Origin of the sequence: Prosthecobacter sp. (assembly GCF_020439865.1) — a bacterium.
Classification (GTDB): domain Bacteria; phylum Verrucomicrobiota; class Verrucomicrobiia; order Verrucomicrobiales; family Verrucomicrobiaceae; genus Prosthecobacter.
Map to the genome: position 1 here is coordinate 25187 of NZ_JAGRPF010000103.1, position 21151 is coordinate 46337.

The 21151-nt window shown below is 60.7% G+C and carries 21 protein-coding genes; 14 read left to right on the forward strand and 7 right to left on the reverse strand.

Features of this window, described 5'->3' with window-relative positions; translation table 11 throughout:
• Nucleotide 1: 1 nt before the first annotated feature.
• The 3 genes from KDL09_RS11110 to KDL09_RS11120 form a co-directional block, all read right to left on the reverse strand.
• Complete coding sequence (locus KDL09_RS11110; protein WP_294384762.1) at nucleotides 2–1399, reverse strand: DEAD/DEAH box helicase; 1398 nt, start codon at nucleotides 1397–1399, stop codon at nucleotides 2–4.
• 162 nt (nucleotides 1400–1561) lie between these two features.
• Nucleotides 1562–2176: a hypothetical protein gene (locus KDL09_RS11115; RefSeq protein WP_294384764.1), complete on the reverse strand. Its 615-nt coding sequence runs from the start codon at nucleotides 2174–2176 to the stop codon at nucleotides 1562–1564.
• Nucleotides 2177–2298: 122 nt separating this feature from the next.
• Nucleotides 2299–2991, reverse strand: coding sequence for a hypothetical protein (locus tag KDL09_RS11120; protein ID WP_294384766.1), 693 nt, complete (start codon nucleotides 2989–2991; stop codon nucleotides 2299–2301).
• A gap of 66 nt (nucleotides 2992–3057) precedes the next feature.
• On the opposite strand from KDL09_RS11120, the gene KDL09_RS11125 reads away from it, so the two are divergent.
• The 3 genes from KDL09_RS11125 to KDL09_RS11135 all read left to right on the forward strand — a co-directional run bounded on the left by KDL09_RS11125 (nucleotide 3058) and on the right by KDL09_RS11135 (nucleotide 7444).
• The gene (locus tag KDL09_RS11125; RefSeq protein ID WP_294384768.1) at nucleotides 3058–5112 is read left to right on the forward strand and encodes a hypothetical protein; all 2055 of its coding nucleotides are present in this window, start codon (nucleotides 3058–3060) and stop codon (nucleotides 5110–5112) included.
• A 98-nt stretch (nucleotides 5113–5210) separates the two neighbouring features.
• Complete coding sequence (locus tag KDL09_RS11130; protein WP_294384769.1) at nucleotides 5211–6971, forward strand: FHA domain-containing protein; 1761 nt, start codon at nucleotides 5211–5213, stop codon at nucleotides 6969–6971.
• 29 nt (nucleotides 6972–7000) lie between these two features.
• Nucleotides 7001–7444, forward strand: coding sequence for a very short patch repair endonuclease (locus KDL09_RS11135; protein ID WP_294384771.1), 444 nt, complete (start codon nucleotides 7001–7003; stop codon nucleotides 7442–7444).
• Here the strand turns inward: KDL09_RS11135 and KDL09_RS11140 are convergent.
• A complete protein-coding gene (locus tag KDL09_RS11140; protein ID WP_294384774.1) occupies nucleotides 7441–8022 on the reverse strand; it encodes an NAD(P)H-dependent oxidoreductase in 582 nt (193 codons plus the stop codon). The genes KDL09_RS11135 and KDL09_RS11140 overlap by 4 nt on opposite strands.
• Before the next feature lie 112 nt (nucleotides 8023–8134).
• Here KDL09_RS11140 and KDL09_RS11145 point away from each other — a divergent pair, with 112 nt between their 5' ends.
• The 11 genes from KDL09_RS11145 (at nucleotide 8135) to KDL09_RS11195 (ending at nucleotide 19404) form a co-directional block, all read left to right on the forward strand.
• Complete coding sequence (locus KDL09_RS11145; RefSeq protein ID WP_294384776.1) at nucleotides 8135–9802, forward strand: AarF/UbiB family protein; 1668 nt, start codon at nucleotides 8135–8137, stop codon at nucleotides 9800–9802.
• A 94-nt stretch (nucleotides 9803–9896) separates the two neighbouring features.
• Nucleotides 9897–11393 carry a xylulokinase gene (gene xylB / locus KDL09_RS11150; RefSeq protein WP_294384779.1) on the forward strand — a complete coding sequence of 499 codons (1497 nt, stop codon included), beginning with the start codon at nucleotides 9897–9899 and terminating at the stop codon, nucleotides 11391–11393.
• 17 nt (nucleotides 11394–11410) lie between these two features.
• Entirely contained in the window at nucleotides 11411–11761 is a 351-nt protein-coding gene (locus KDL09_RS11155) for an STAS domain-containing protein (protein WP_294384780.1), read from the forward strand.
• A 17-nt stretch (nucleotides 11762–11778) separates the two neighbouring features.
• Nucleotides 11779–12525, forward strand: a complete 747-nt coding sequence (locus tag KDL09_RS11160) for an ABC transporter permease (protein WP_294384782.1) — start codon at nucleotides 11779–11781, stop codon at nucleotides 12523–12525.
• The gene (locus KDL09_RS11165) at nucleotides 12525–13406 is read left to right on the forward strand and encodes an ATP-binding cassette domain-containing protein (RefSeq protein WP_294384783.1); all 882 of its coding nucleotides are present in this window, start codon (nucleotides 12525–12527) and stop codon (nucleotides 13404–13406) included. Before KDL09_RS11160 ends, KDL09_RS11165 begins: the two co-directional genes overlap by 1 nt.
• A complete protein-coding gene (locus KDL09_RS11170) occupies nucleotides 13403–14620 on the forward strand; it encodes an MlaD family protein (protein WP_294384785.1) in 1218 nt (405 codons plus the stop codon). Before KDL09_RS11165 ends, KDL09_RS11170 begins: the two co-directional genes overlap by 4 nt.
• Nucleotides 14613–16298, forward strand: a complete 1686-nt coding sequence (locus tag KDL09_RS11175; RefSeq protein WP_294384786.1) for a SpoIIE family protein phosphatase — start codon at nucleotides 14613–14615, stop codon at nucleotides 16296–16298. The genes KDL09_RS11170 and KDL09_RS11175 overlap by 8 nt, the downstream gene beginning before the upstream one ends.
• A 34-nt stretch (nucleotides 16299–16332) precedes the next feature.
• The gene (locus tag KDL09_RS11180; protein ID WP_294384788.1) at nucleotides 16333–16992 is read left to right on the forward strand and encodes a lysophospholipid acyltransferase family protein; all 660 of its coding nucleotides are present in this window, start codon (nucleotides 16333–16335) and stop codon (nucleotides 16990–16992) included.
• A gap of 10 nt (nucleotides 16993–17002) precedes the next feature.
• Nucleotides 17003–17536, forward strand: coding sequence for a hypothetical protein (locus KDL09_RS11185; protein WP_294384790.1), 534 nt, complete (start codon nucleotides 17003–17005; stop codon nucleotides 17534–17536).
• Entirely contained in the window at nucleotides 17536–18105 is a 570-nt protein-coding gene (locus tag KDL09_RS11190) for a pseudouridine synthase (protein WP_294384792.1), read from the forward strand. Before KDL09_RS11185 ends, KDL09_RS11190 begins: the two co-directional genes overlap by 1 nt.
• A 75-nt stretch (nucleotides 18106–18180) precedes the next feature.
• Nucleotides 18181–19404, forward strand: a complete 1224-nt coding sequence (locus KDL09_RS11195) for an aspartate kinase (RefSeq protein WP_294384794.1) — start codon at nucleotides 18181–18183, stop codon at nucleotides 19402–19404.
• Nucleotides 19405–19481: 77 nt separating this feature from the next.
• Here the strand turns inward: KDL09_RS11195 and rpsF are convergent, their stop codons facing one another.
• From rpsF to KDL09_RS11210, 3 genes are read right to left on the reverse strand one after another with little or no spacing between them, the layout of a single operon-like run.
• A complete protein-coding gene (rpsF, locus tag KDL09_RS11200; protein ID WP_294384796.1) occupies nucleotides 19482–19772 on the reverse strand; it encodes a 30S ribosomal protein S6 in 291 nt (96 codons plus the stop codon).
• Nucleotides 19773–19792: 20 nt separating this feature from the next.
• On the reverse strand, nucleotides 19793–20407 hold the full coding sequence (gene pth / locus KDL09_RS11205; protein WP_294384797.1) for an aminoacyl-tRNA hydrolase: 615 nt from the start codon (nucleotides 20405–20407) through the stop codon (nucleotides 19793–19795).
• Between the two features lie 24 nt (nucleotides 20408–20431).
• Entirely contained in the window at nucleotides 20432–21100 is a 669-nt protein-coding gene (locus KDL09_RS11210; RefSeq protein ID WP_294384798.1) for a 50S ribosomal protein L25, read from the reverse strand.
• Between the last annotated feature and the right edge of the window lie 51 nt (nucleotides 21101–21151).

Sequence of the window (21151 nt, forward strand, 5' to 3'; positions counted from 1 at the left end):
GTCACTTTTTCCCGGTCAACCGGTTCCAAAGCGTGCGTGCCCCCGATTTCGGCGGTGCCTCACGCTGAGGGCGATTGGAAGAATCGCGACGCGGCTGACCTTGTCCCTGTCCTTCCTGGCGACCACCACCGTTTCCTCCCTGACGTCCTCCACCTTGACCTCCGTGCCGGGAACCTCCCTGACCACCTTGTGGGCGACGCGGTTGGAACTGGCGTTGGTTGCGACGTTCGGGTCGTTCGTCGGTGAAGACGGGCGCGGAGGCGTTGTAGTTGAACCCTTCCGCCTTCTTGCGGACGAGGCCGCGATTGACGAAGCGTTCGAGTTTGCGCAGGTCGCTCAATTCATCGGGCGAGACAAAGCTGATCGCATCGCCAATGGCCTGCGCGCGTCCGGTGCGGCCGATGCGATGAACGTAGTCCTCGACGATGTGCGGGAAGTCGAAGTTCACGACGTGCGAGATGCCATCGACATCGATGCCACGCGCGGCGATGTCCGTGGCGACGAGGACGCGTACCGCGCCGGATTTGAAATCGTCCAGCGCACGCAGGCGCTGATTCTGCGAACGGTTCGCGTGCAGCGTGGCGCATTTGACGCCGCCTTGTTCGAGTTTGCGGGCGATCTTGTCCGCGCCGTGCTTCGTGCGGCTGAAGACGAGCACCATCTGCATGCTTTCGTCTTCGAGCAGATGCGCGAGGAGCGCCATCTTCAGATGCTTCGGCACTTCATAGACCAGTTGGGTCACGGTCTCGGCCGGATTCGAGCGTTTGCCGATCTGCACGATCTTCGGCGAATGCTGGAACTCGTGCGTGAGGCTTTCGATCTCCTTCGACAGCGTGGCGGAGAACATCAGCGTCTGGCGCTTCTTCGGCAGTTGATTGATGACTCGACGGATGTCCGGCAGAAAGCCCATGTCGAGCATGCGGTCGGCCTCATCGAGCACGAGGTATTCGAGCTGGGAGAAATCAGCGCAGCGCTGTCCCATCAAATCGAGCAGACGACCGGGACAGGCGATGACGATGTCGCTGCCGGCACGCAGCGCGTCCTTCTGCGGCTTCTCGCCGACACCGCCATAGACCTTCGCGATCTTCAGCGGCAGGTGGCGCGCATACGCGAGCACGTTTTCCTCGATCTGCGCCACGAGTTCACGCGTGGGAGCGAGCACGAGGACACGCGTGCGACGACGCTGGCCCTGCGGAACCGGATTCGCCGTCAGGCGGGTCAGGATGGGCAGCGTAAAGGCCGCTGTCTTGCCCGTGCCGGTTTGCGCGATGCCGATCACGTCGCCACCTGCGATCACCACCGGAATCGCCGCGGCCTGAATCGGAGTGGGCTCGGTGTAACCGGCTTCTTGAATCGCTTGGAGAATGTTCGGATCGAGACCGAGGGGTTTGAAGGACATGACCGCCCTTAAGCGAGAGCGGTGGAGGATGCGAGAGGTTTAAGTGCGGGCGGAATGACGAAACCAGAATGGCGAATGACGAATGAATGACGAATCCCAAAGCCCCCAGAATGCCTTATGAGCCAATTGGGGCTTGATTCGGCATTCCTCATTCTGGTTTCGTCATTTCTTCCCCACGTCCGCAGCTCGCCACAAATACCACGCTGCGAGAGTGCGATACGGCTGCCAGCGCTCGGCAAGAATGCGGAACTCCTTGGGCTTCGGCATTTCATCGAGCTTTTTGACGATGCGCCAGCCGTTGCGCACGCCGTAATCATCGCTCGGAAACACGTCCGGTCTGCCGAGGGTGAAGATGAGAAGCATCTCCACCGTCCAGCGGCCCACGCCGCGCACCTCGACCAATCGCGCGATCAACTCTTCGTCATCGAGCTTCAAAGCCGCCGACCGTGTGGGGATCTGGCCGCTGAGCGTCTTGGCGGCGATGTCTCTGATCGCGAGCATCTTGCCAGTCGAAAAACCGCAGCCTCGCAAGGTGGTATCATCGGCATCGAGCACGTGCTCGGGTTTTGGAAATCGCACACTGGGGAACAGCGCCTTGAAACGCCTCAGGATGGCCTCGGCCGCATTGGCATGAAGCTGCTGATGCGCCACCGCGCTGACCAGCGCCTCGTAGGGTGAACGCTTATGCGGGACGAGCTCACAAGGCCCGTGCGTCCTGATCAATCGGCGCAGGATAGGGCAACGCTTGGAGAGGTAGGTTTCAGCTTGGGAATGCATGGAAAGGACGGTCGAAACGAGATCCTGCCTGTTTCTGAAGAGATCACAAGCCGGGTTAACAGATCCTCCTATGAGTCGGTGGCGGCGGGCGGTGACCGCCTCGAAACAAATCTGTCATTGATTCAGGACTCCAAATCGAGTTTGATACGTATCTCCCGGTCCGGATTCAACGTGTGCTCATGGCTAAACTCACCTTTGTTCTCGAAGACGGTCAGGAAATCGAAGTCCCCTTGGAAGAGCGCATCACTCTTGGCCGGGCTGACGACAACGATGTGGTCGTGGATGATGAACGTATCTCGAAGCGTCATGCTGAACTGGTGATCAATGCCGACGGCAGCGTTCAGCTGTTTGATTCCAACTCCACCGCCGGAACCTTCGTCAACGGTGAGCGCGTTCAATCCCGGATCATCCACCATGGTGACCGGCTGGCCTTTGGACCACTCGCCGCCGTCCTTGATCTCAACAACAACGGAACGAACGGCAACGGACCCGAGGAAGCTCCCGTTGAGAACAGCAAGCCAATGTCGGCGTCGCCTAATCCGGTGAAGGCCGGCAGAATCGGTTCGCGAAAGAAAAATAGGGGAGCCCGAAGAGACTTTCCGAGTGACGCTCAGACCGCTCTCCCTGCCGAAGAGCTTTTGGCACGGCAACAGGCCGAACAAAGAAAAGCCGTCGCCAGCCTGGCGAACGAAGAGAAAAAGCTGCAGGACGACGTGGAGAGCCTGTCCCGGCAAAAGGCCGAACAGCAGAGAGTCATTGTCGCGCTGGAAACAGAGAAGAGCCATTTGCAGGACGAGATTAAGGCCCTGATTCAAAGGCAGGATGAGCAGCGAAGCGCCGCCGCCGCGTCAGAAGCAGAAAAAAGCCGGCTGCAGGAAGAAGTGAAGAATCTGGTGCTCCAGCAGGCCAAACACAAAGAGGCCGCATCCGCCTTGGAGGGCAGGAGAGCGCAGCTGCAGAGCGAGTTCGACAAGGCACAAAAGGAGTGGGTCGAATGGCAGAAGCGGTCCGAAGATGAACGAAACCTGCACAGCACCCGCTTGGAGTCGCTTCGGGCCGAAGAAGCACGTCTCGGCCCGGTGCAGGCGGCGGTGCACGAAGCCGAGAAAGCGCATGTCGCATGGATCCAATCCATCACGGCCCTGTCTGCGCAGCATGAGGAGAGGACTGCCGCACTGGCACAGATCACCGCCCGGCACGATGAGAAATCAGCCGACCTGCAGCGACTCGCCGAAGACGAAAACAGCGCCAGGCAGGATCTCAAAGATCTCGCCACCCAGAGGGAGCAAACGCTCGCCCACCTCCGGCAGATGCGTGAGGAACAGGCGCACGATGAAACCGTGCTCGATGAGCTGCGGCGCCAGATCGCCGAACTCGAGGCCCACAGCCGACACTGCAAGGAAATCGCCGAAGTTCGCAACGACCAGGTCGACGCTGCGGAGAAAAAGCTCGACCAGCTTTCGCAGAGCCGCACCCAGATCCAGGCGCACATTCAAGAGCTGACCGGCACGGAAGAAAAACTGGTGCTGACGCTCGAACGCTGCCGTGAAGCCGAGAAGAGGCAGGCCGCTCTCACCACCGCGCTTGCCGAGCTCGACTCGAAACGGCAGCAGTCGGAAGAAGCGGCGAAGGAGCTCGAATCACGCGTGGCCGCTCTCAAACATTCTCGAGAGGAGGCGTCCGCAGCGGCCGACAAAGCCCAGACAAGCCGCCGGCAGTCGGAAGCGTCCCTGCTGAATGTGCAAACGGATCTCGCCGCCCGTGAAAAGGACCTCGCCACACGCATTGCCGAACTCAACGCCGAAACAAAACGGCTGAAAGAAACCCAGGAGCGCCATGCCGAAATCGAGCGTCAGTGCCAGGAACTCGCCGAAACCGGGAAGAAACTCGCCGAAGAAAAGCAGCGGCTCGCAACCGCCGGACAGAATCTTGAAGAGGTGAATGCCTCAATCGCGGAAGGAAAGACCCGGATCGCCTCCCTGCAATCCAGCATCAAAGACCTCGAAGGGGAGGAAGGCGCCTCCAAGGGGCGGATCGATGTCCTGCATGCGCGCGAGAAGGATCTGCGCGCCGAACTCACCCGGCTGTCGGCCGCCGAACGCAAAGAACGAGTGCGTTTCGAGGAAGTTCGCCAGCTAACCGTCGAAGCCGAGAAGGAACACGCCGAACAGAAGCAGGAGCTTGCCTCCAGCCTTGCCACCCAGGGAAGGGAGCTGGCCGAACTGGTGTCCAAGCTGACGCCGCTGCGAGATTGGAAGGAGGCCATGGACCTGCTCTATGCGCGCCTCGCCACGCTGCCGCAGGACTCCTCCGAGGCGCGGGACCTCTGGCGCGAAATCGAGCGGGAAAAAAACGGCCTCCACGATCTCATCACCACCGCGCGCTCGCAGGCCCTTGTTGGCTCGCCCCCCGAGCCGCGCAACGAACCCGAATGCGAGCCCCAGCAAAACGCGCCGACAAAAGCAAACCGTCCCCCTGAACCGCCGCGTGCCACGACCGCCCGGGTGGGCATCGGCAGTGTGCAGGAAACGACTCTGCGTGCGCGTCTCACCCACCTGCGTGAGAACGTGCAGCGTGAGGAGGCCCACCTCGAACACCTCCGGCTGGAGCGCGCCCGCCAGGAAATCCATCCGCGCTCAGGCCCCGCCTCCGACGCCATGATGCGCGAGCACGAACGACAGCTGGAGGCCAAGATACGGCGCGACGAGGAACACTATACCGCCATCAAACACAAAATCGGGCTTGCGGAAACCGAGGAGGAAAAACGCCGCGAAAAAATCACCGAACTGGAACACAAGCTCGCCGAACTTCGTGCCGACATCTCCGAAGCCGAACGCCTGCGCCACGAGCTGCGCCAGCAGGCCGACCTCGCCCACACCGAGCTGAAAAACTATGAGGCCGCCTTGGTGCGCGTGACAAAAAAAACAACCGGCTAGTTTAGGCGCCGCGTTCATTTCACGACAGTCTCAAATGCCTCATTGATTCCAGTCACATCATCGACTTTGCTGCCGCAGCTTCAACGAAACAATCCCCCATGGCAAAACTCACTTTCGTTCTTGAAGACGGGCAGGAAGTGGTGGTTCCACTCAAGGAACACATCGCCATCGGTCGTGAAGAGGACAATGACATCGTCGTGGACGATGAACGCATCTCCCCGCATCACGCCGAAATCGTGCAGAACGCCGACGGCAGTCTTCAGGTTTTTGATCTCAAATCCGCCTCCGGCACTTTCGTCAACGGAGAAAAGCAGCTCAGCAGCACCCTGCTTCATGGGGACACCCTCGCGTTCGGCCCGCTCGTAGGCACTCTCGACCTTGAAGATCCGGCCACTGCTGCACCTCCGCCCCCGAAGACAACGGCCGAGGAGACCACCACAACGCCCGGCACCGATTCCGCGGAAGAAGTTTCCCGCCTGGTAGCAGAGAAAGCACGCCTCAAAGCAGAGGTTGAAGAGGCCGAGAAAGAACTGCGTGACTGGCAGCAGCGTGCTGAAAAAGAACGCGCGCTGCACCTCGCCCGGGTGGAATCTCTGCGCGCCGAGGAGACGAAGCTGGAGCCCGTCAAGACCGCCGTGCAGCAGGCCGAATCCGCCCACCGCGAGTGGCTTGAAACCATCGCCACCCTGTCCGACCAGCACGCCGAAAAAGCGGCCGCTCTCGAGCGCCTTAACGCGCAGCATTTCGAAAAATCGACCGAGCTTCAGCGTCTCACCGAGCTGATCAACAAGACTCAGGAGGAAGCGAAAACCTTTGACCAACAAAAGGAGGAGGCCCAGGCACGCCTCCAAAAAGTGCGCGATGAATGCGAGCAGGACGAAGGACTTCTCAACTCGCTGCGCCAGCAGATCATTGAGCACGAGAAGCGCATCGTTGAGGAGGAGGCAAAGCATGCCGCGCTAAACGCCGCATGCACCGCGCTCAGTGTGAAGCAGCAACGCGACGAAGCTGCCGTCAAAGATCTGGAAGCCCTCCTCATGTCGCTGGAGCAAAGCAGCGCCGCCGCCGAGGGCGCGCTTCAGCGTCTGCAGGAGGAGCATGCCGGGCATGAGCAAAATCTCGCATCCCACAAAGCTGAGTTTGCGTCGTGCAGGGCCGAGATCGCCGCCGAATTGCAGCGCCTCGATGAAGTCAGCGCGCGGCGTGCCAAGCTGGACCAAGAATGTCAGGAGCTTGCGGCCCGCCACACCAAGCTCACAGCCGAAGAACAGCATCTCGAAAAGGTCAAAGCACAGCGTGCGGAACTCGAACAGCAATGCCAGGAACTCGCCGGAACGAAACAACACCTGGCCGACACCAAACAGCAGCTCACGACTGAAACCCTGCAATTGAACGAGGTGCGAACCGAACGTGCAGAACTAGAACGGCAGTGCCAGGAGCTCGCGGACACCAAACAGCAACTGGCCGATGCCAGACAGCGTCTCGCCGCGGTCGAACAACGCTACCGCGACGTTCAGGCCAACGGTTCGCAGAGCGCCGCGCAGATGGCCGTGCCCAAACGTTCCCCGGCACCTGAGAATGCCTCCAAGCCCGATGAATTAGCCAGCCCGGAACTTGCCGCCAAGATCGAAGCCGCCCGGAGCGAGCTTGCGGAACTAGAAGCCAAAATCGCGGCACTGCGCAGCGCACAAGTTGCAATCGAAGGTGAATCTGAGCCGGCCGGCCACCTTTTCCCGCCTCCAGAAATTGTGCAGGTCGAAACCATCCGCCTCAAGCCCATCCCGATCAAATCCGAGCGCACGCGCGGAGCCAGCGCCAGGAAGGGCGCGGCAACCGCCAAATCAGGCAAGTCCGCGTAAGGACAAGCTGCTCACCCGCGGCCCAGCCCATGCCGGACGTCTTCACCAAGGCCAAGCGCAGCGAGGTGATGAGCCGCATCCGCTCGCATGGCAACGCAGCCACGGAACTGCGGCTGATGAAGCTGATGCGCGATGAGAAGATCACCGGATGGCGGCGGCAGCTTCCGCTGACAGTCAGGTCTGCCGGGATCAAGGTCCGGCCCGACTTTGTGTTCCGGCGTGAACGCCTCGCCGTGTTTGTTGACGGCTGCTTCTGGCACGGCTGCCCGCGCCATGCCACGCAGCCAAAGCAAAATCGCATCTTCTGGGAGACAAAAATCCTGCGCAATCAAACCCGCGACCGTCTGGTGACTCGCGAACTGACCAAGGCAGGATGGACCGTTCTGCGCATCTGGGAATGCGCGCTGACTCTCAAGCGCGCACGGGGCACGCTCTCACGATTGCAGCGAGCCCTGAAGAAGCCGGCGCGCTAGCCGACAAACTTTTTCAAGAACTCGGCGAGCGACTTGGCCGCGCCCGTCACCTGTCTTGCGGTGCGTTCATCTTTGAGCCGACCACCGACATCGAAAGCCTCGTGAGCCTTCGGCACGGCCGCCTGTTCCGGCAGAACGACGACTCCCATGTTGCCAAGGATGGCGCGCACATGAACAAGGCCACGCAAACCGCCAAGAGCGCCGGGGGAGGCGCTCAACAGTGCCGCAGCCTTGCCCCGATAGGCAATCAGCGCGGGTTCATCATCCGTCTCGCTGCGTGAAACCCAGTCGAGGGTGTTTTTTAGCACGGCGGTGATGGAACTGTTGTACTCGGGCGAGGCAATGAGGAAGCCGTCGTGCTCACGAAACAACGTCTTGAGTTTCTTCCCGTTCTCCGGAATGCCCTCGTGATCCTCCATATCACCATCAAACAACGGCAATGGATAATCACGCAGATCGACAACCGTGACCTCCGCTCCGGCGGCCCGTGCGGCATCGGCGGCGAAACGAACAAGCAGCTTGTTGAAGGAAGCGGTGCGGGTGCTGCCCGCAAAGGCGAGGATTTTGGGAGCGCTCATGCAACAGGGATACAGGCACCGGGTGAGATGTCACGCGGCAGCTTCGAAACACCACCCCAAAGCCTGCTTTACGCATTGTCAGCCGTCATTTTCCTGCGGAAACTATGGCAGGATGAAAATCGACGCCCTTGCACGAATGGAACGCCACGCGAAGCGCATCGCGGAGATCGCCGCCGTTCTTGGAAAATATGGGCTGGCGGATCTGTTCGGCGGATTTGACTACGCCTGGCTCAAGGACCGTTTGAAGAGTTCGGACGGTCACGCGCTTATCGGCTCCGTGACGACCGCCGCACGCACGCGCATGGCGCTCACGGAACTGGGCACGACCTTCATCAAACTGGGCCAGATGCTCAGCACACGCTCCGACCTGCTCGGACCTGAGTTGACGGAAGAGCTTTCGGAACTTCAGAGCAGCGTCCCGCCGGATGCCGCCGCAGTGGCGCGGGCGACCATCGAGAAAGAGCTGGAGCATCCCATCGAGGAACTCTTTGCCGAATTTGAAGATGAGCCTCTCGCCGCAGCCTCCATCGCCCAGGTCCATGCAGCGGTACTGACCACCGGCCAGAGCGTCGTGGTGAAGGTGCGCCGCGCCGGTGTGGCTGAACAGGCGGCCACGGATCTGGAGATCGTGCAGGCACTGGCCGAGCTGCTGGAAAAGCACTCCCCCGCCCTGCGCACCTACCAGCCGCTCGCGGTGGTGCGCCAGTTCCGCCGCACGCTGCTGCGCGAACTCGATTTCACCTACGAACGCCGCAACCTCGAGGAATTCGGCCGCAACTTTGCCGACGACTCCACGGTGTGCATCCCCGAGGTGTTCGGTGATTTTTGCTCGCATCAGGTCGTGACGATGGAGCGTCTGGAGGGTATCCGCGGCACGGACATCGAAGATCTGCAGCAATCCGGCGAAGACCTGGGCGAGTTCGCCCGACGCGGTGCGAATATGTATCTCGAAATGGTCTTCCGTGACGGTTTCTACCACGCCGATCCGCATCCTGGAAATCTGATCCTGCTGCCGGGCAACGTCGTGGGAGTGATCGACTGCGGCATGGTGGGCCGCATCGATGAAGATCTGCGCGAAGAGGTGGAATCGCTCCTGCTGGGCATCGTCGAGAACGATTCCGCCATCGTGGCGGAACAGGTGCTGAACCTCGGTGCGGTGCCGTCCTCCTGCTCGCGGGAGAAACTGCGCACCGACCTGCAGGAGTTCATGGCGGACTACACCGGCCATCCATTGAATGAGATTCACGTGGGCGCCGCGCTGGCCAATCTGGTGGAGATCATCCGCCGCCATCACATCGTGCTGCCGCCGACGCTGGCCATGCTGCTAAAGACTATCATTGTGCTCGAGGGCACCTCGCGGCGGTTCAGTCCGGACGTGAGCCTCTCCGAACTCATGCAGCCCTACTGTTCGCGCCTGCTGCTGCGCCGTCTCTCTCCGGGCCGCATCGCCAAACGCGCCGTGCGTGCCTATCGCGCCTGGGATCGCCTGCTCAAGGCGCTGCCACGTGACCTGGCAGACCTGCTCGCACGTTTCCGTGACGGTACGCTCACGGTGCATCTCGACCACCGTCATCTCGACCCCATCGTAAACCGCCTCGTGCTCGGCGTGCTCACCGCGGCCGTGTTTCTCGGTTCCAGCGAACTGTGGAGCCGCGAGGCAAAGCCGGTGCTGTTCGGCGTCTCCGTCTTCGGTGCCCTCGGCTATGTCGTTTCCCTCTTCCTCGGCTGGCGCCTGCTGCGCGCCATTCGCAAATCGGGAAACATCCAGTCGAAGGATTGACCTGCGGGAACGGCGGACCTGCCGCCACTTGACCTCTTGACCCGGCTCCCCTTTCCGACTTAAACCTAGCTTCCCTCCCATTTCTCAACCTCTTATGTATTTCCTCGGCATCGACAGCGGCACGCAAAGCACCAAGGCCATCGTCCTCGACCTCGACACGGGCAAGATCGTCGCCACAGGACACAGTTCATACGATTTGATCGACGGGCTGCCGCCCGGACATCTCGAACAGAACCCACAGGACTGGATTGATGCGGTGGATGCCTCCGTGCAGCAGTGCCTCGAACAAATCGGCAGCGACAAATCAAAGATCGCGGGCATCGGCGTCAGCGGCCAGCAGCACGGCCTGGTGGCGCTCGGCGCGGACGACAAACCCGTGCGTGCGGCTAAGCTCTGGTGCGACACCTCCACGCAGGCGCAATGCGCGGAGATCGCGCATCATTTCGGTGGCCAGCCGGGCGTGATCGCCGTCGCGGGCAACGCCATGCTGCCCGGCTACACGATTCCGAAGCTGCTGTGGATGAAGCAGAACGAGCCGGAGAACTTCGCGAAGACGAAAACCATCCTGCTGCCGCATGATTACATCAACTTCTGGCTCAGCGGCGTGAAACGCATGGAATACGGTGACGCCTCGGGCATGGGCATCCTCAACGTGAACACACGCGAATGGGCCTACGAGATTTGTGATTACATCGATCCCAGCGTGCGCGGAATGCTGCCGCCGCTTGGCTCCTCCAAAGCCGTGCATGGCACGATCCGTAAGGAACTGGCCGGCAAATGGGGCCTGAGCTATGACGTGATCATCAGCGCCGGCGGTGGTGACAACATGATGGGCGCAATCGGCACCGGCAACATCAAGCCCGGCGTCGTCACTGCGAGCTTCGGCACCAGTGGCACGCTGTATGGCGTGGCCGCATCACCGGTGGTCGACGGCCAGGGCGAGGTGGCCGCGTTTTGCGACAGCACGGATCAATGGCTGCCGCTCGTCTGCACGATGAACGTCACCGTCGTCACCGAACAGGTGCGCGAGATGTTCCGCTGGGATCTGCGTCAGCTCGAAGCTGCCGTGAAATCGGCACCCGTCGGTGCGGATGGCGTGATGTTCCTGCCCTACCTCAATGGCGAACGCACGCCGAACCTGCCCAACGGCACAGGAGTCATCCATGGCCTTCGTCCAACGAACATGATGCCCACCAACATCGCCCGTGCGGCTGTCGAAGGCGCCACGCTCGGACTCGCCTACGGTTTGAAACGCTTCCGGGATCTCGGCATGAATCCGACGGAAATCCGCCTCACCGGGGGCGGCAGCAAGAGCGCCGTCTGGCGCCAGATCGCCGCCGACTGCTTCAATGCCGAAGTCGTCACCCTCAACACCAGCGAAGGCGCCGCGCTCGGCGGTGCGATCCAGGCCGCTTATGCCCACGCCAATCAGACGGGCAAAGTCAGCTACGAGGCGCTCTGCGCCAGGCTCGTCACGCTGGATGAGTCCACACGCTGCAAACCGAATGCTGAGAACGCCGCGATCTATGCCGCCCAGCTTGAAAAGCAGATGGAGCTCACCGGCCGCTTGAATCAAACGGGCTGGCTTTGATCGCTCCAACCAACCTTATGAAACCAACCGTCCGCACCCATCCCAACGCCGTCGTCATTGAACTCGAAGGCGAGGCCGATCTGGCGACCGTGCCCGAATTCCAAAACCTTGTGCGGCAGCAGATGAAGGCAAAGGTGAAGCGCCTGATCATCGACTTTGCGAAAGTCACTTTCGTCAACACGCCGGTCTGGGCTGTGGTGGTCGAATACTTCCAGCATGCGAGTGGAGCGGGCACGGAGTTTGCGCTCTCCGGCATTCAGGGTCGCGTCGAGGCCTCGTTCAAGATCGTCCGTCTCGGCGATTTCATCACCCATCTTCCGTCGGTAGAAGACGCGCTGAACACCGCTGACCTGACGAGCAAACGCTAGGCAGCCCCGCACACGCCATGATCGAAGCATTCCGCCAGTACTTTTCCTTGTGCGGCGGTCTTCTCTACTGGCTCATCGTGGCTCCCTTTCGCGGCAGGCCCTGGCGCATCGGTCACACCTTCGCACAAATTGTGCGCATCGGCGTCCATGCGGTGCCGATGTCAGCACTCACCGCTTTGACGATCGGCGTCGTGCTGGCGATGCAATCCGCCGCACAGCTCGCGAAGCTCGGCGCCACGGTCTATGTGCCCGGACTCGTGTCCTCCAGCCTTATTCGTGAACTCGCACCGCTTGTCACGGCGGTGATCGTCATCGGGCGCAGCGGTTCTTCCGTCACCGCCGAACTCGGCACGATGAAAGTCTCTGAAGAAATCGAAGCCCTCGAAGTCATGGCCATCCCGCCGATGTCTTATCTCATTGTGCCCCGATTTCTCGCCATGGTCATCATGATGCCGCTCCTTGCGGTGTTCAGCATCTATGTCGGACTCGCCGGCGGATGGTTGATCAGCCATTTCTCGCTCCACATGTCCACGGCCTTCTACGTCAACCACGCACTGCAATACGTCGAACTGCGTGATGTGGGCATCGGCCTGCTCAAGAGCGGCGTCTTTGGTGTGCTGATCGTCACCATCGCCTGCAGCATCGGCTTGAACGTCTCGGGTGGAGCGGAAGGCGTAGGGCTTGCCACCACGCGTTCAGTCGTTGTTTCATTGCTGAGCGTCTTCATCGCCAACGCCGCCCTCACCGCCGTGTTTTTCTTCTGATGTCGTCCACACCGCCAGACTCCGCCGCCGAACCGATCATCGAGGTCGATTCTCTCGTGCGTCACTTCGGGAAGCAGACGGTGCTCAATGGCGTGAGCTTCAAGGTGTATGCCGGTGACACCTTCGTCATCATGGGCGGCAGCGGCTGCGGCAAAAGCACGCTGCTGCGCCATCTCATCGGCACTGAGAAGCCCACTTCCGGCAGCATCAAGGTGTTCGGCCAGGAGATCACCACCATGCGTGCTGATGCGATGCAAAAGCTGCGCGGGCGCTACGGCATGCTGTTTCAATCCGGCGCGTTGCTGCAATCGCTCACCGTCGCGGAAAACGTGGCGCTGCCGCTCGTCGAACACACTCGGCTCGATGCCGGTTTGATCGACACCGTGGTCAAAATGAAGCTGGAGCAGGTCGGCCTCACCGGACATGGCCACAAGAAGCCTTCCGAGATCAGCGGAGGCATGAAAAAGCGCGCTGCGCTGGCCCGGGCGCTCGCGCTGGATCCACCGCTTGTCTTCAGCGATGAACCCACCGCCGGACTGGATCCCATCATGACCGCAGTGGTCGATGAACTGACTCAGCGCCTCACGCAGAAGATCGGCGCGACCGTGGTCGTCGTTACGCATGACATGAACAGCGTCTTCCGTATCGGCACGCGCATCATCATGCTAGGCACCGGCGCCAATCAAGGGAGAGTCATCGCCTCAGGCACGCCCGATGAAATCCGTGGGCATCCCGATCCCGCCGTTCAGCAGTTCATCAACGGCGATCCTCAGGGCGACGGCGGCGACGGTTCCGGCGAACTGCTCTACCGCGAAACGTTGCTCGGCCTCAATGAAACCGGCTTGTACTCGCGTTCTGCCATCCACTCCTCCCAGTCATGAAAAACAAGCAAGACGCCACCGTGGCCACCCTGGTCATTCTGTGTTCCCTGATGCTGCTCGGAGCGCTGCTCTTCGCCATCTCGGGTGATCCCTGGCGCAAACCCCATCTGCGCTTCTCCGTGGACTTCGCCGACGTGACCGGCATCCACCGCAACACCGCCGTGCTGTATGCCGGCGACAAAATCGGAGTCGTCGAACGCATCGAGCACCTGGCTCCTGCAGACCGGCTGGTGTCCAGCAGCACGGTGCGCGTTCACATTGAGGTCTTCGAGAAGGCTCCGGTCCCGGCCAATGTGAAGGTTCTCATCAGCGCCGAGTCCATCCTCGGAGAAAAACACATCGCTCTGGTGCGCAAAGATGATGAAAGCGGCCTGCTGGTCGATGGTGCGAAGCTATCCTCCACAAGTCTCGGCAGCATGCTTGAGATGATGATTCCTGGCGGGGATGCGATCTTCGCCGACATCAAAAGCATCACCTCAGACCTCCGAAAAATCACCGATCCGCTCGGCAAGGGAGATGCCTCCAAGAAGATCAACGAATCGCTCGCGAACATCGAAGCCTTCACGCAGGAACTGAAAACCACGTTTGCCGGTGATGACAAAACGCCCGGCTTCGGGCAGAAGATCAATGCCGTGGCCGACAAGCTCGATGAAACCGCCACAGGCATCCAGGAGCTCGTCAAAGGCCCGAAAGGAGCGGCTGAAAAAGGTCTCGCCCCTCGTGCGGATGCCATCCTCGCCAACCTCGAAGGCTTTTCCAAGGAGCTCCATCAGACGATCGGCGGTACGCCCGATGGCAAGCCCGGATTGAAGACGCGTCTCGAAGAAATCACCACCGACCTTCACAAGCTCTTCGCCGGCGGCGAAAACGCGTCCGGCCCCGGACTGGAAAAGCACCTCGACACCACGATGCGGAAGATCAATACGCTGGTCGAAGAGATGAACGCCCTCGTGGTCTGGGGCGAATACATCACCGGCACGCTCGCGGAAAAACCCAGCCGACTGATCTTCGGCAGCAAGGAAAACGACGTTCCTTCCAAAGAGGAGATCATCGAACACATGCGGCGCACCCATAGCCCCTACCCTGTGCGTATCAAAGAACTCGAATCCGGCGCCAGGCCGGCACCCAAACCCGTCAGCCCCATGCCGCCTGAATCCGCCACACCTGAGGAAAAAAAGAAGGGCCTCCTCGACATCTTCAAACGTCGTGAGTAATCCCCAGCCCATCGAATCACGCCAAAGCGTGCTGCTCGAAGTGGCGCGACGTTTGAGCAGCACGCACAATCTCGTCGAGCTCGTCGATCATATCCTGAAGCGTTCACGCGAGGTGATGGACTGCGAAGTTTGCTCCATACTTCTGCCGGATGGGCCCAGCGAGGATTTGCTGATCCGATCCACTTTGGATCCCATCAACGCGATGGAAGTCCGTGTGCCGAAGGGCAAGGGCATCGCCGGCGATGTGTATGCAACGAAGAAAGTCGTCAACATCGAGGACGCGCTCACCGATCCGCGGCATTTTCGTCCGGCGGCGGACAAGTCCGACCTCGTCACCCGTGCGATGGTCACCATTCCGCTGCTCGACGGCGAACGTTGTCTCGGCGTCATGCAGGCGATCAATCCCAATCACGGAGCGGGCTTCACCGCGCAGGATGTGGAGATGTTTGAAACCTTCGGCAGCCTCATTGCCGTGACGTTGATGCGGCTTGAATCGCAGAAAAAAGCCATCGTCGAGGCCGAAACCCGCCAGCAGCTTTCGCTCGCCACTGAAATTCAAAACTCATTTCTCCCCGCACCTCAGGTGCGCCTCGGAGACATCGCCGTGGAGAGCTTCTATGAACCGGCGAGCGAAGTCGGCGGCGATTTCTTTTTCTGGCATCAGATCGACGACGGCAAAATCCTCCTCGGTGTTGGCGACGTTTGTGGCAAGGGCCTGCCTGCTGCTCTCGACATGGCCCGCGGCACCACCCTGATCGCGTCCACCGCGCATCTCTGTGTCTCGATGAATCTGGCGGACTGGATGGCGACGCTAAACCAGCGCCTGTGCGGCGTGATGAAGGCGGGCCGCTTTATCGCCATCAATGCAATGCTCGTCTGCCCCAAAACCCGCCGCGTACATCTCTGCTGCGCCGGCCTGCCTGGAGCTCAGGTCTTCGACGGCAAAACGTGGAAGGAAGTTCCTGCCCCCGGCAATGCACCTCTCGGCATCTCCTGTGCCGCACGCTATCGCGAGCATGCGCTGCCGCTGAGCAGCGGGCGCCACTGGATGCTCTTCACCGACGGCATCCTCGAAGTACAAAACAGCACCGGTGAATACTTTGAAGACCAGGCCTTCGCCGCCGCGCTGCAAAAGGCCGATGGCGGAGATGACTTTCTCAAACACATCGTTGAACAATGGCGCGCTTTTGCCCAAGGCTCGAGCTATCAGGACGACGCCACCGTGCTGACCATCACCGATCACACCCCGCCACCACCGGCAGATCTCGCGCTGACCTGCCAGCCGGACAGCTTGAGACTTGTGCGGGAGTTCATCGAGACCTGGGCCGCGTGGCATGGCCTGCGCGACGAGTTCACCGGTCTGCTCGTCCTTGGCTGCGACGAGGTCATGAGCAACATCTGCAAATACGCCTACTGCTCCACCAGCAGCGAGCGCCCCGCCTGCTGCCGCATCGAATCGGATGCGGATGCGGTTCGCATCCTGATCGAGCACCATGGCGAAGGCATCACGAACGAGGACTTCCAAAAACTCGTGGCCCCGCCCTCGACAGGCCAGCGCATCGGCGGTCTCGGACTTCATGTCATCAGCGAAATCTTCGATCGTACCGACTTCCGGCGGGATGAGGGCAAATCCGTAATCGAGCTGGTGAAATCGCTTTCCGCTGCATCGCCGGGTTGATGTGCGGTCGGATCGCGCCAAGGATGCGCGCCTCATGGCCAAAATCCGCATCAAGTCCGCCGGCAAGATCATCGCATGGATCATGCGAGGGATCGGCGTGACGCTGCGCTGGGAAATTCGCGATGACGCCGGTGTGTTTGACGCGAACCGACGCGGCTGGATCTGGTCCTTCTGGCATAACCGCATGTTTCTCATCCCGTGGCTGCACCACGAGTGGTTCGCCAATGTGCCGGGCACCATCTTGACCAGCCCGAGCGGTGATGGACAGATCATCGCGGATGTATGCGGAAGCTTCGGCATCGAAGCGGAACGCGGATCGAGCTCAAAACCGGAGAAAGGCATGAGCGCGCTCATCGCACTCGCCGCGAAGGCGCGAGAAGGCTACGAAATCGGAATCACGCCCGATGGACCGCGCGGCCCGCTGCATCGCGTGCAGCCCGGCATCGTGAAGCTCGCCCAGCTCACCGGCGTGCCGATCATTCCGGTGCATCTGCATTACAGCCGTGCGATCAAGTTCAAGACATGGGACGAATTCCTCCTGCCTTTGCCGTTTTCAAAGATCACACTCGTCTTCGACAAACCACATCTCATCCCACGCCGCATGACCGAAGAGGAATTTGAGCAGAAACGGCTCGCGTTAGAAGATGTGATGCGGTTTGGAACCAGTCTTGAAAATCTCCAGCGCGCCCGCTAGCCTCGGCGTCATGGAAACGCTCTCCGTTCGTTGCAACCACTGCGGCGCTCCGCTCGAAGTGGCTGAAAAGACCCGCTTCGTCACCTGCCAGTTCTGCCACAGCAGCCTCGAGGTGAAACGCACGGACAACTCGATCTTCACCGAGGAAGTCGCAAAGATTGCTGAGAACACCGGCAGGATGGCGGAGAGCCTCGAAGTCATCGAACTGCAAAACGAGCTTGAGCGTCTGGACCGGGAGTGGGGCATCGATCAAACCAATCACATGGTGCAGGGCCGAACCGGGCCCAGACCGCCGGGCAATCCGATATTCGGCCTCGCCTTCACCATCTTTTTTGCCGTGGTCTGTTTTGGAATGGCTTCATCGGCCGGGTCTCATGGCACACCCGGCATTTTTATAATGGTCCCGATTGGCATGGGCATCTTTGCCTTGGTAGCGGGTATGATGGGCGTGGTCAAAGGCCAGGAACGAAATGAATCTGAGTCCCGCTACCAGCAGCGCCGTGCGGAATTGACCCGGCAGCTTGAGGCCTTGAAGCAAAGATAATGCTCCTCGCCCTCCACAAGCCATTCGACGTGCTCTCCCAATTCACCAAGGAGCACCCTACACACCGCACCCTGAGCGAATTCGGTTTTCCGCCAGATGTGTATCCCATCGGCCGGCTGGACCGCGATTCGGAAGGCCTGATCCTGCTCAGCGATGAGCCCAAATGGAACGACCGCCTGCTGAATCCCCGTCACGCACACCCACGGACCTATCACGCGCAAGTAGACGGTGCGGTCAGTGACCAAGCTCTCCGAAAACTGTGCTCCGGCGTCAACTTGAAGGAGTTCCGCACGCTACCCTGCCAGGCGCAGCGACTCGACACAGATCCAGACCATCCGCCGCGTGATCCGCCGATCCGTTTCCGCAAAAACATCCCCACAAGCTGGATCGAACTCACACTCACCGAAGGGAAAAACCGTCAGGTCCGCCGGATGACCGCCGCCGTCGGTTTTCCCACCCTTCGACTCGTGCGCGTCAGCATAGGCGGGCTGAAACTGGCCGATTTGGGGCTGCAGCCCGGACAATGGCGGGAATTGTCAGCCGCTGAGCAGCAGCGGGTACTGAGCTGACGCTTCACATCCGATTTCCCCGCTTGCGCCACCGGTTCGCCGTGCCATTTTCCGCGCCCTTTCCCCAACCCCAGCATGGCCCTCATTGTCCAGAAATACGGCGGCACCTCCGTCGGCAATCCCGAGCGAATCCGCAATTGCGCCAAGCGCATTCTGGAAACGCAGCGTGCGGGCAACCAGGTGGTCGCCGTCGTCTCCGCCATGTCTGGCGTGACCGACACTCTCATCAAACTGGCCAAGGAAGTCTCTCCAGAATGCGAACCCGTCGAACGTGAGATGGACGTGCTGCTCGCCACCGGGGAACAGACCACAATCGCGCTCACGGCGATGGCGATCAACGCCCTCGGCGGCAAGGCCGTGTCTCTCACCGGCGCGCAGGCAGGCATTTCCACCGACCGCGTGCATACGAAGGCCCGCATCGTGAACATCACCCCTGACGCGGTGCACAAGATGCTCGACGACGGCAACATCGTGATGCTCGCCGGATTCCAGGGCGAGACCGCGAGCGGTGAAATCACCACGCTGGGCCGTGGCGGCAGCGACTTGACCGCCATCGCGATGGCAGCTGCAATCAAGGCCGACCTCTGCCAGATCTTCACCGATGTCGATGGCGTCTATACCTGTGATCCGCGCGTCGTGAAGACGGCCCGCAAAATACCCGAGATATCCTATGAGGAGATGCTCGAGATGGCCTCCTCCGGCTCGAAGGTGATGCAGAGCCGCAGCGTCGAGTTTGCGAACAAATTTGGTGTGCGCTTTGAAGTGCGCAACAGCATGAACCACAACCCAGGAACCCTCGTGAAAGAAGAAACACCCGGCATGGAGTCCGTCGTCGTCCGCGGCGTCAGCCTCGAGCGCAACCAGGCCAAGGTCACCATCGATGACGTCGCCGACCGCCCCGGCATCAGCGCCGCCATCTTCGATGCCATCGCCCACGCGAATGTGATGATCGACATGATCGTTCAGAACGTCAGCTTCGACGGCATCACGGACATCTCCTTCACTCTCAGCGCCGCCGACTTGCCGAAGGCCGAGGCCGCATTGAAGAAGATCCTGCCCGATCTCGGCGAGAAGGCCCAGCTTCGGACCACCAGCGGCATTGCGAAGGTCAGCGTTGTCGGCATCGGCATGCGCAGCCACAGCGGCGTCGCCGCCACGATGTTCCGAGCGCTCGCCGCCGCCGGGATCAACATTCAGATGATCTCCACCAGCGAGATCAAGACCGCCGTCATCGTGCAGGAGAGCGAAATCGAAAACGCCGCACGTGTGGTTCACACGGCGTTCGGCCTCGATGCCTAACCGGCGATTTGAAACAAAAAAAACCCGGCCCGCTGATCAAAGCGAGACCGGGGTGAAAGGCACGAAACGACAGCAGACTAGGCGCTGCGCTTCAGGTAGTACTGCTGATAGACGTTTTCGTTGAGACGCAGCTTGGCGCGCAGGCTGTCCAAAGCAGAAGGCTCGCCGGAGAACTGGATGTTCACGAAGTGACCGGCTTCAACGTGGCGCGGATTGAAGGGGAACTTGCGTTTGCCCATGTTGTCGATCTGCTCGAGCTTCAGACCGGACTTTTCCATGTCCTTGCTGATGGTGCTGACAAGAGAGTCAACGGTTTCTTCTTTGCCTTTGGTGTCGAGCACGATGAGTGCCTCGTATTTGCGGTTCATAGGTGGTGTGGTTTCGGGGTTTAAGATTGGGGTTGTCGGTTGAAGACATTCATGGCGGCTTCCAGGCCGTGTTCAACCGCAGAAAGCACGGCATCGGCGGCGCGCTGGATCACGGCTTGCAGAGCGGGCTGCTCTTCGGCGCGAAATTTGCCCAGCACATGACCGACCATGCGCTCTCCTGCAGGACGCCCGTCAACCGGGGCGATGCCGACCTTCAAGCGCGGAAAACTGTCGGTGCCGAGGGAGGAGATGAGCGAGCGGATGCCGTTGTGACCGGCGGCGGAGCCGCTGGTGCGAAAACGCAGGCGGCCCAAAGGAAGATCGACATCGTCATAGACCACAAGCGTCTGCTCCGGCGAGGACTTGTAGAAATGAGCGACCGACTGCACCGAACGCCCGCTGTCGTTCATAAAAGTGAGCGGCTTGAGAAGGTGGCCGCCGGAGAACTTGGCCACAAGACCGGTCCAGCGCTTTTCCTCGTGGAAAGCGGCAGGCAGGCGTCGTGCGATTTCGTCCAGCACCATGAATCCGATGTTGTGGCGGGTGTCGCGGTAGGTTTCGCCGGGATTGCCGAGGCCGACAATTAGGCGCGGCACGTTCAGGCCGCTGCTCGTTGTTTCCGCGCCGGAAGCCACATCGTGGGAAAGGTGCGAGGACGGTTACTTCTTGGCAGCGGCGGCTGCAGGAGCAGCAGCTGCACCAGCGGCAGGAGCGGCAGCGCCGGCGGCAGGGGCTGCGGCGGCAGCAGGCTCGGGCTCGGCCTCCACCTTGGGCTCTTCGCACATGACGATGACCACGTCGGCACCGAGACGGCAGGAGACGCCTTCTGGGAAGGTGATTTCACCGATATGGATGCCCTTGCCGAGCTCGAGGTTGGAAACGTCCACCTGAATGCTCTCAGGAAGATCTTTCGGCAGACAGCGCACTTCGAGTTCGTGATGAATGGCTTCCAGCATGCCGCCCAGCTTCTGGCCGGGGGCTTCGCCCACCATGACCACGGGAACGTTGGCGTGAATTTCTTCGTCGGCAGCCACCGCGTGGAAGTCGATGTGAAGGATGCCACCGCGCAGATAGTCGTGCTGCACTTCCTGAACGAGCGCGAGCTGGTTTTCAGCAGCACCGGCGATCTTGAGGGAGACCAGAATGTTGTCCGAAGCGCTGCCTTCGAGGAGCTTTGAGAAGGTCTTGCCGTGCACCTGGATGTTGGAAGGCTTCACCTTGCGGCCGTAAAGAGCGGCAGGAATGTTGCCGGCTTTACGCATGCGCTTGACGGCGCCGGTGCCGGACTGGGTGCGGGGCTCTGCCTGGAGATCGAGAATTTTGGCCATGGTCGGTGTCCTCTTGAGAGGGATTAGTTTTGGAAAAAGGGCGCGGAGAAT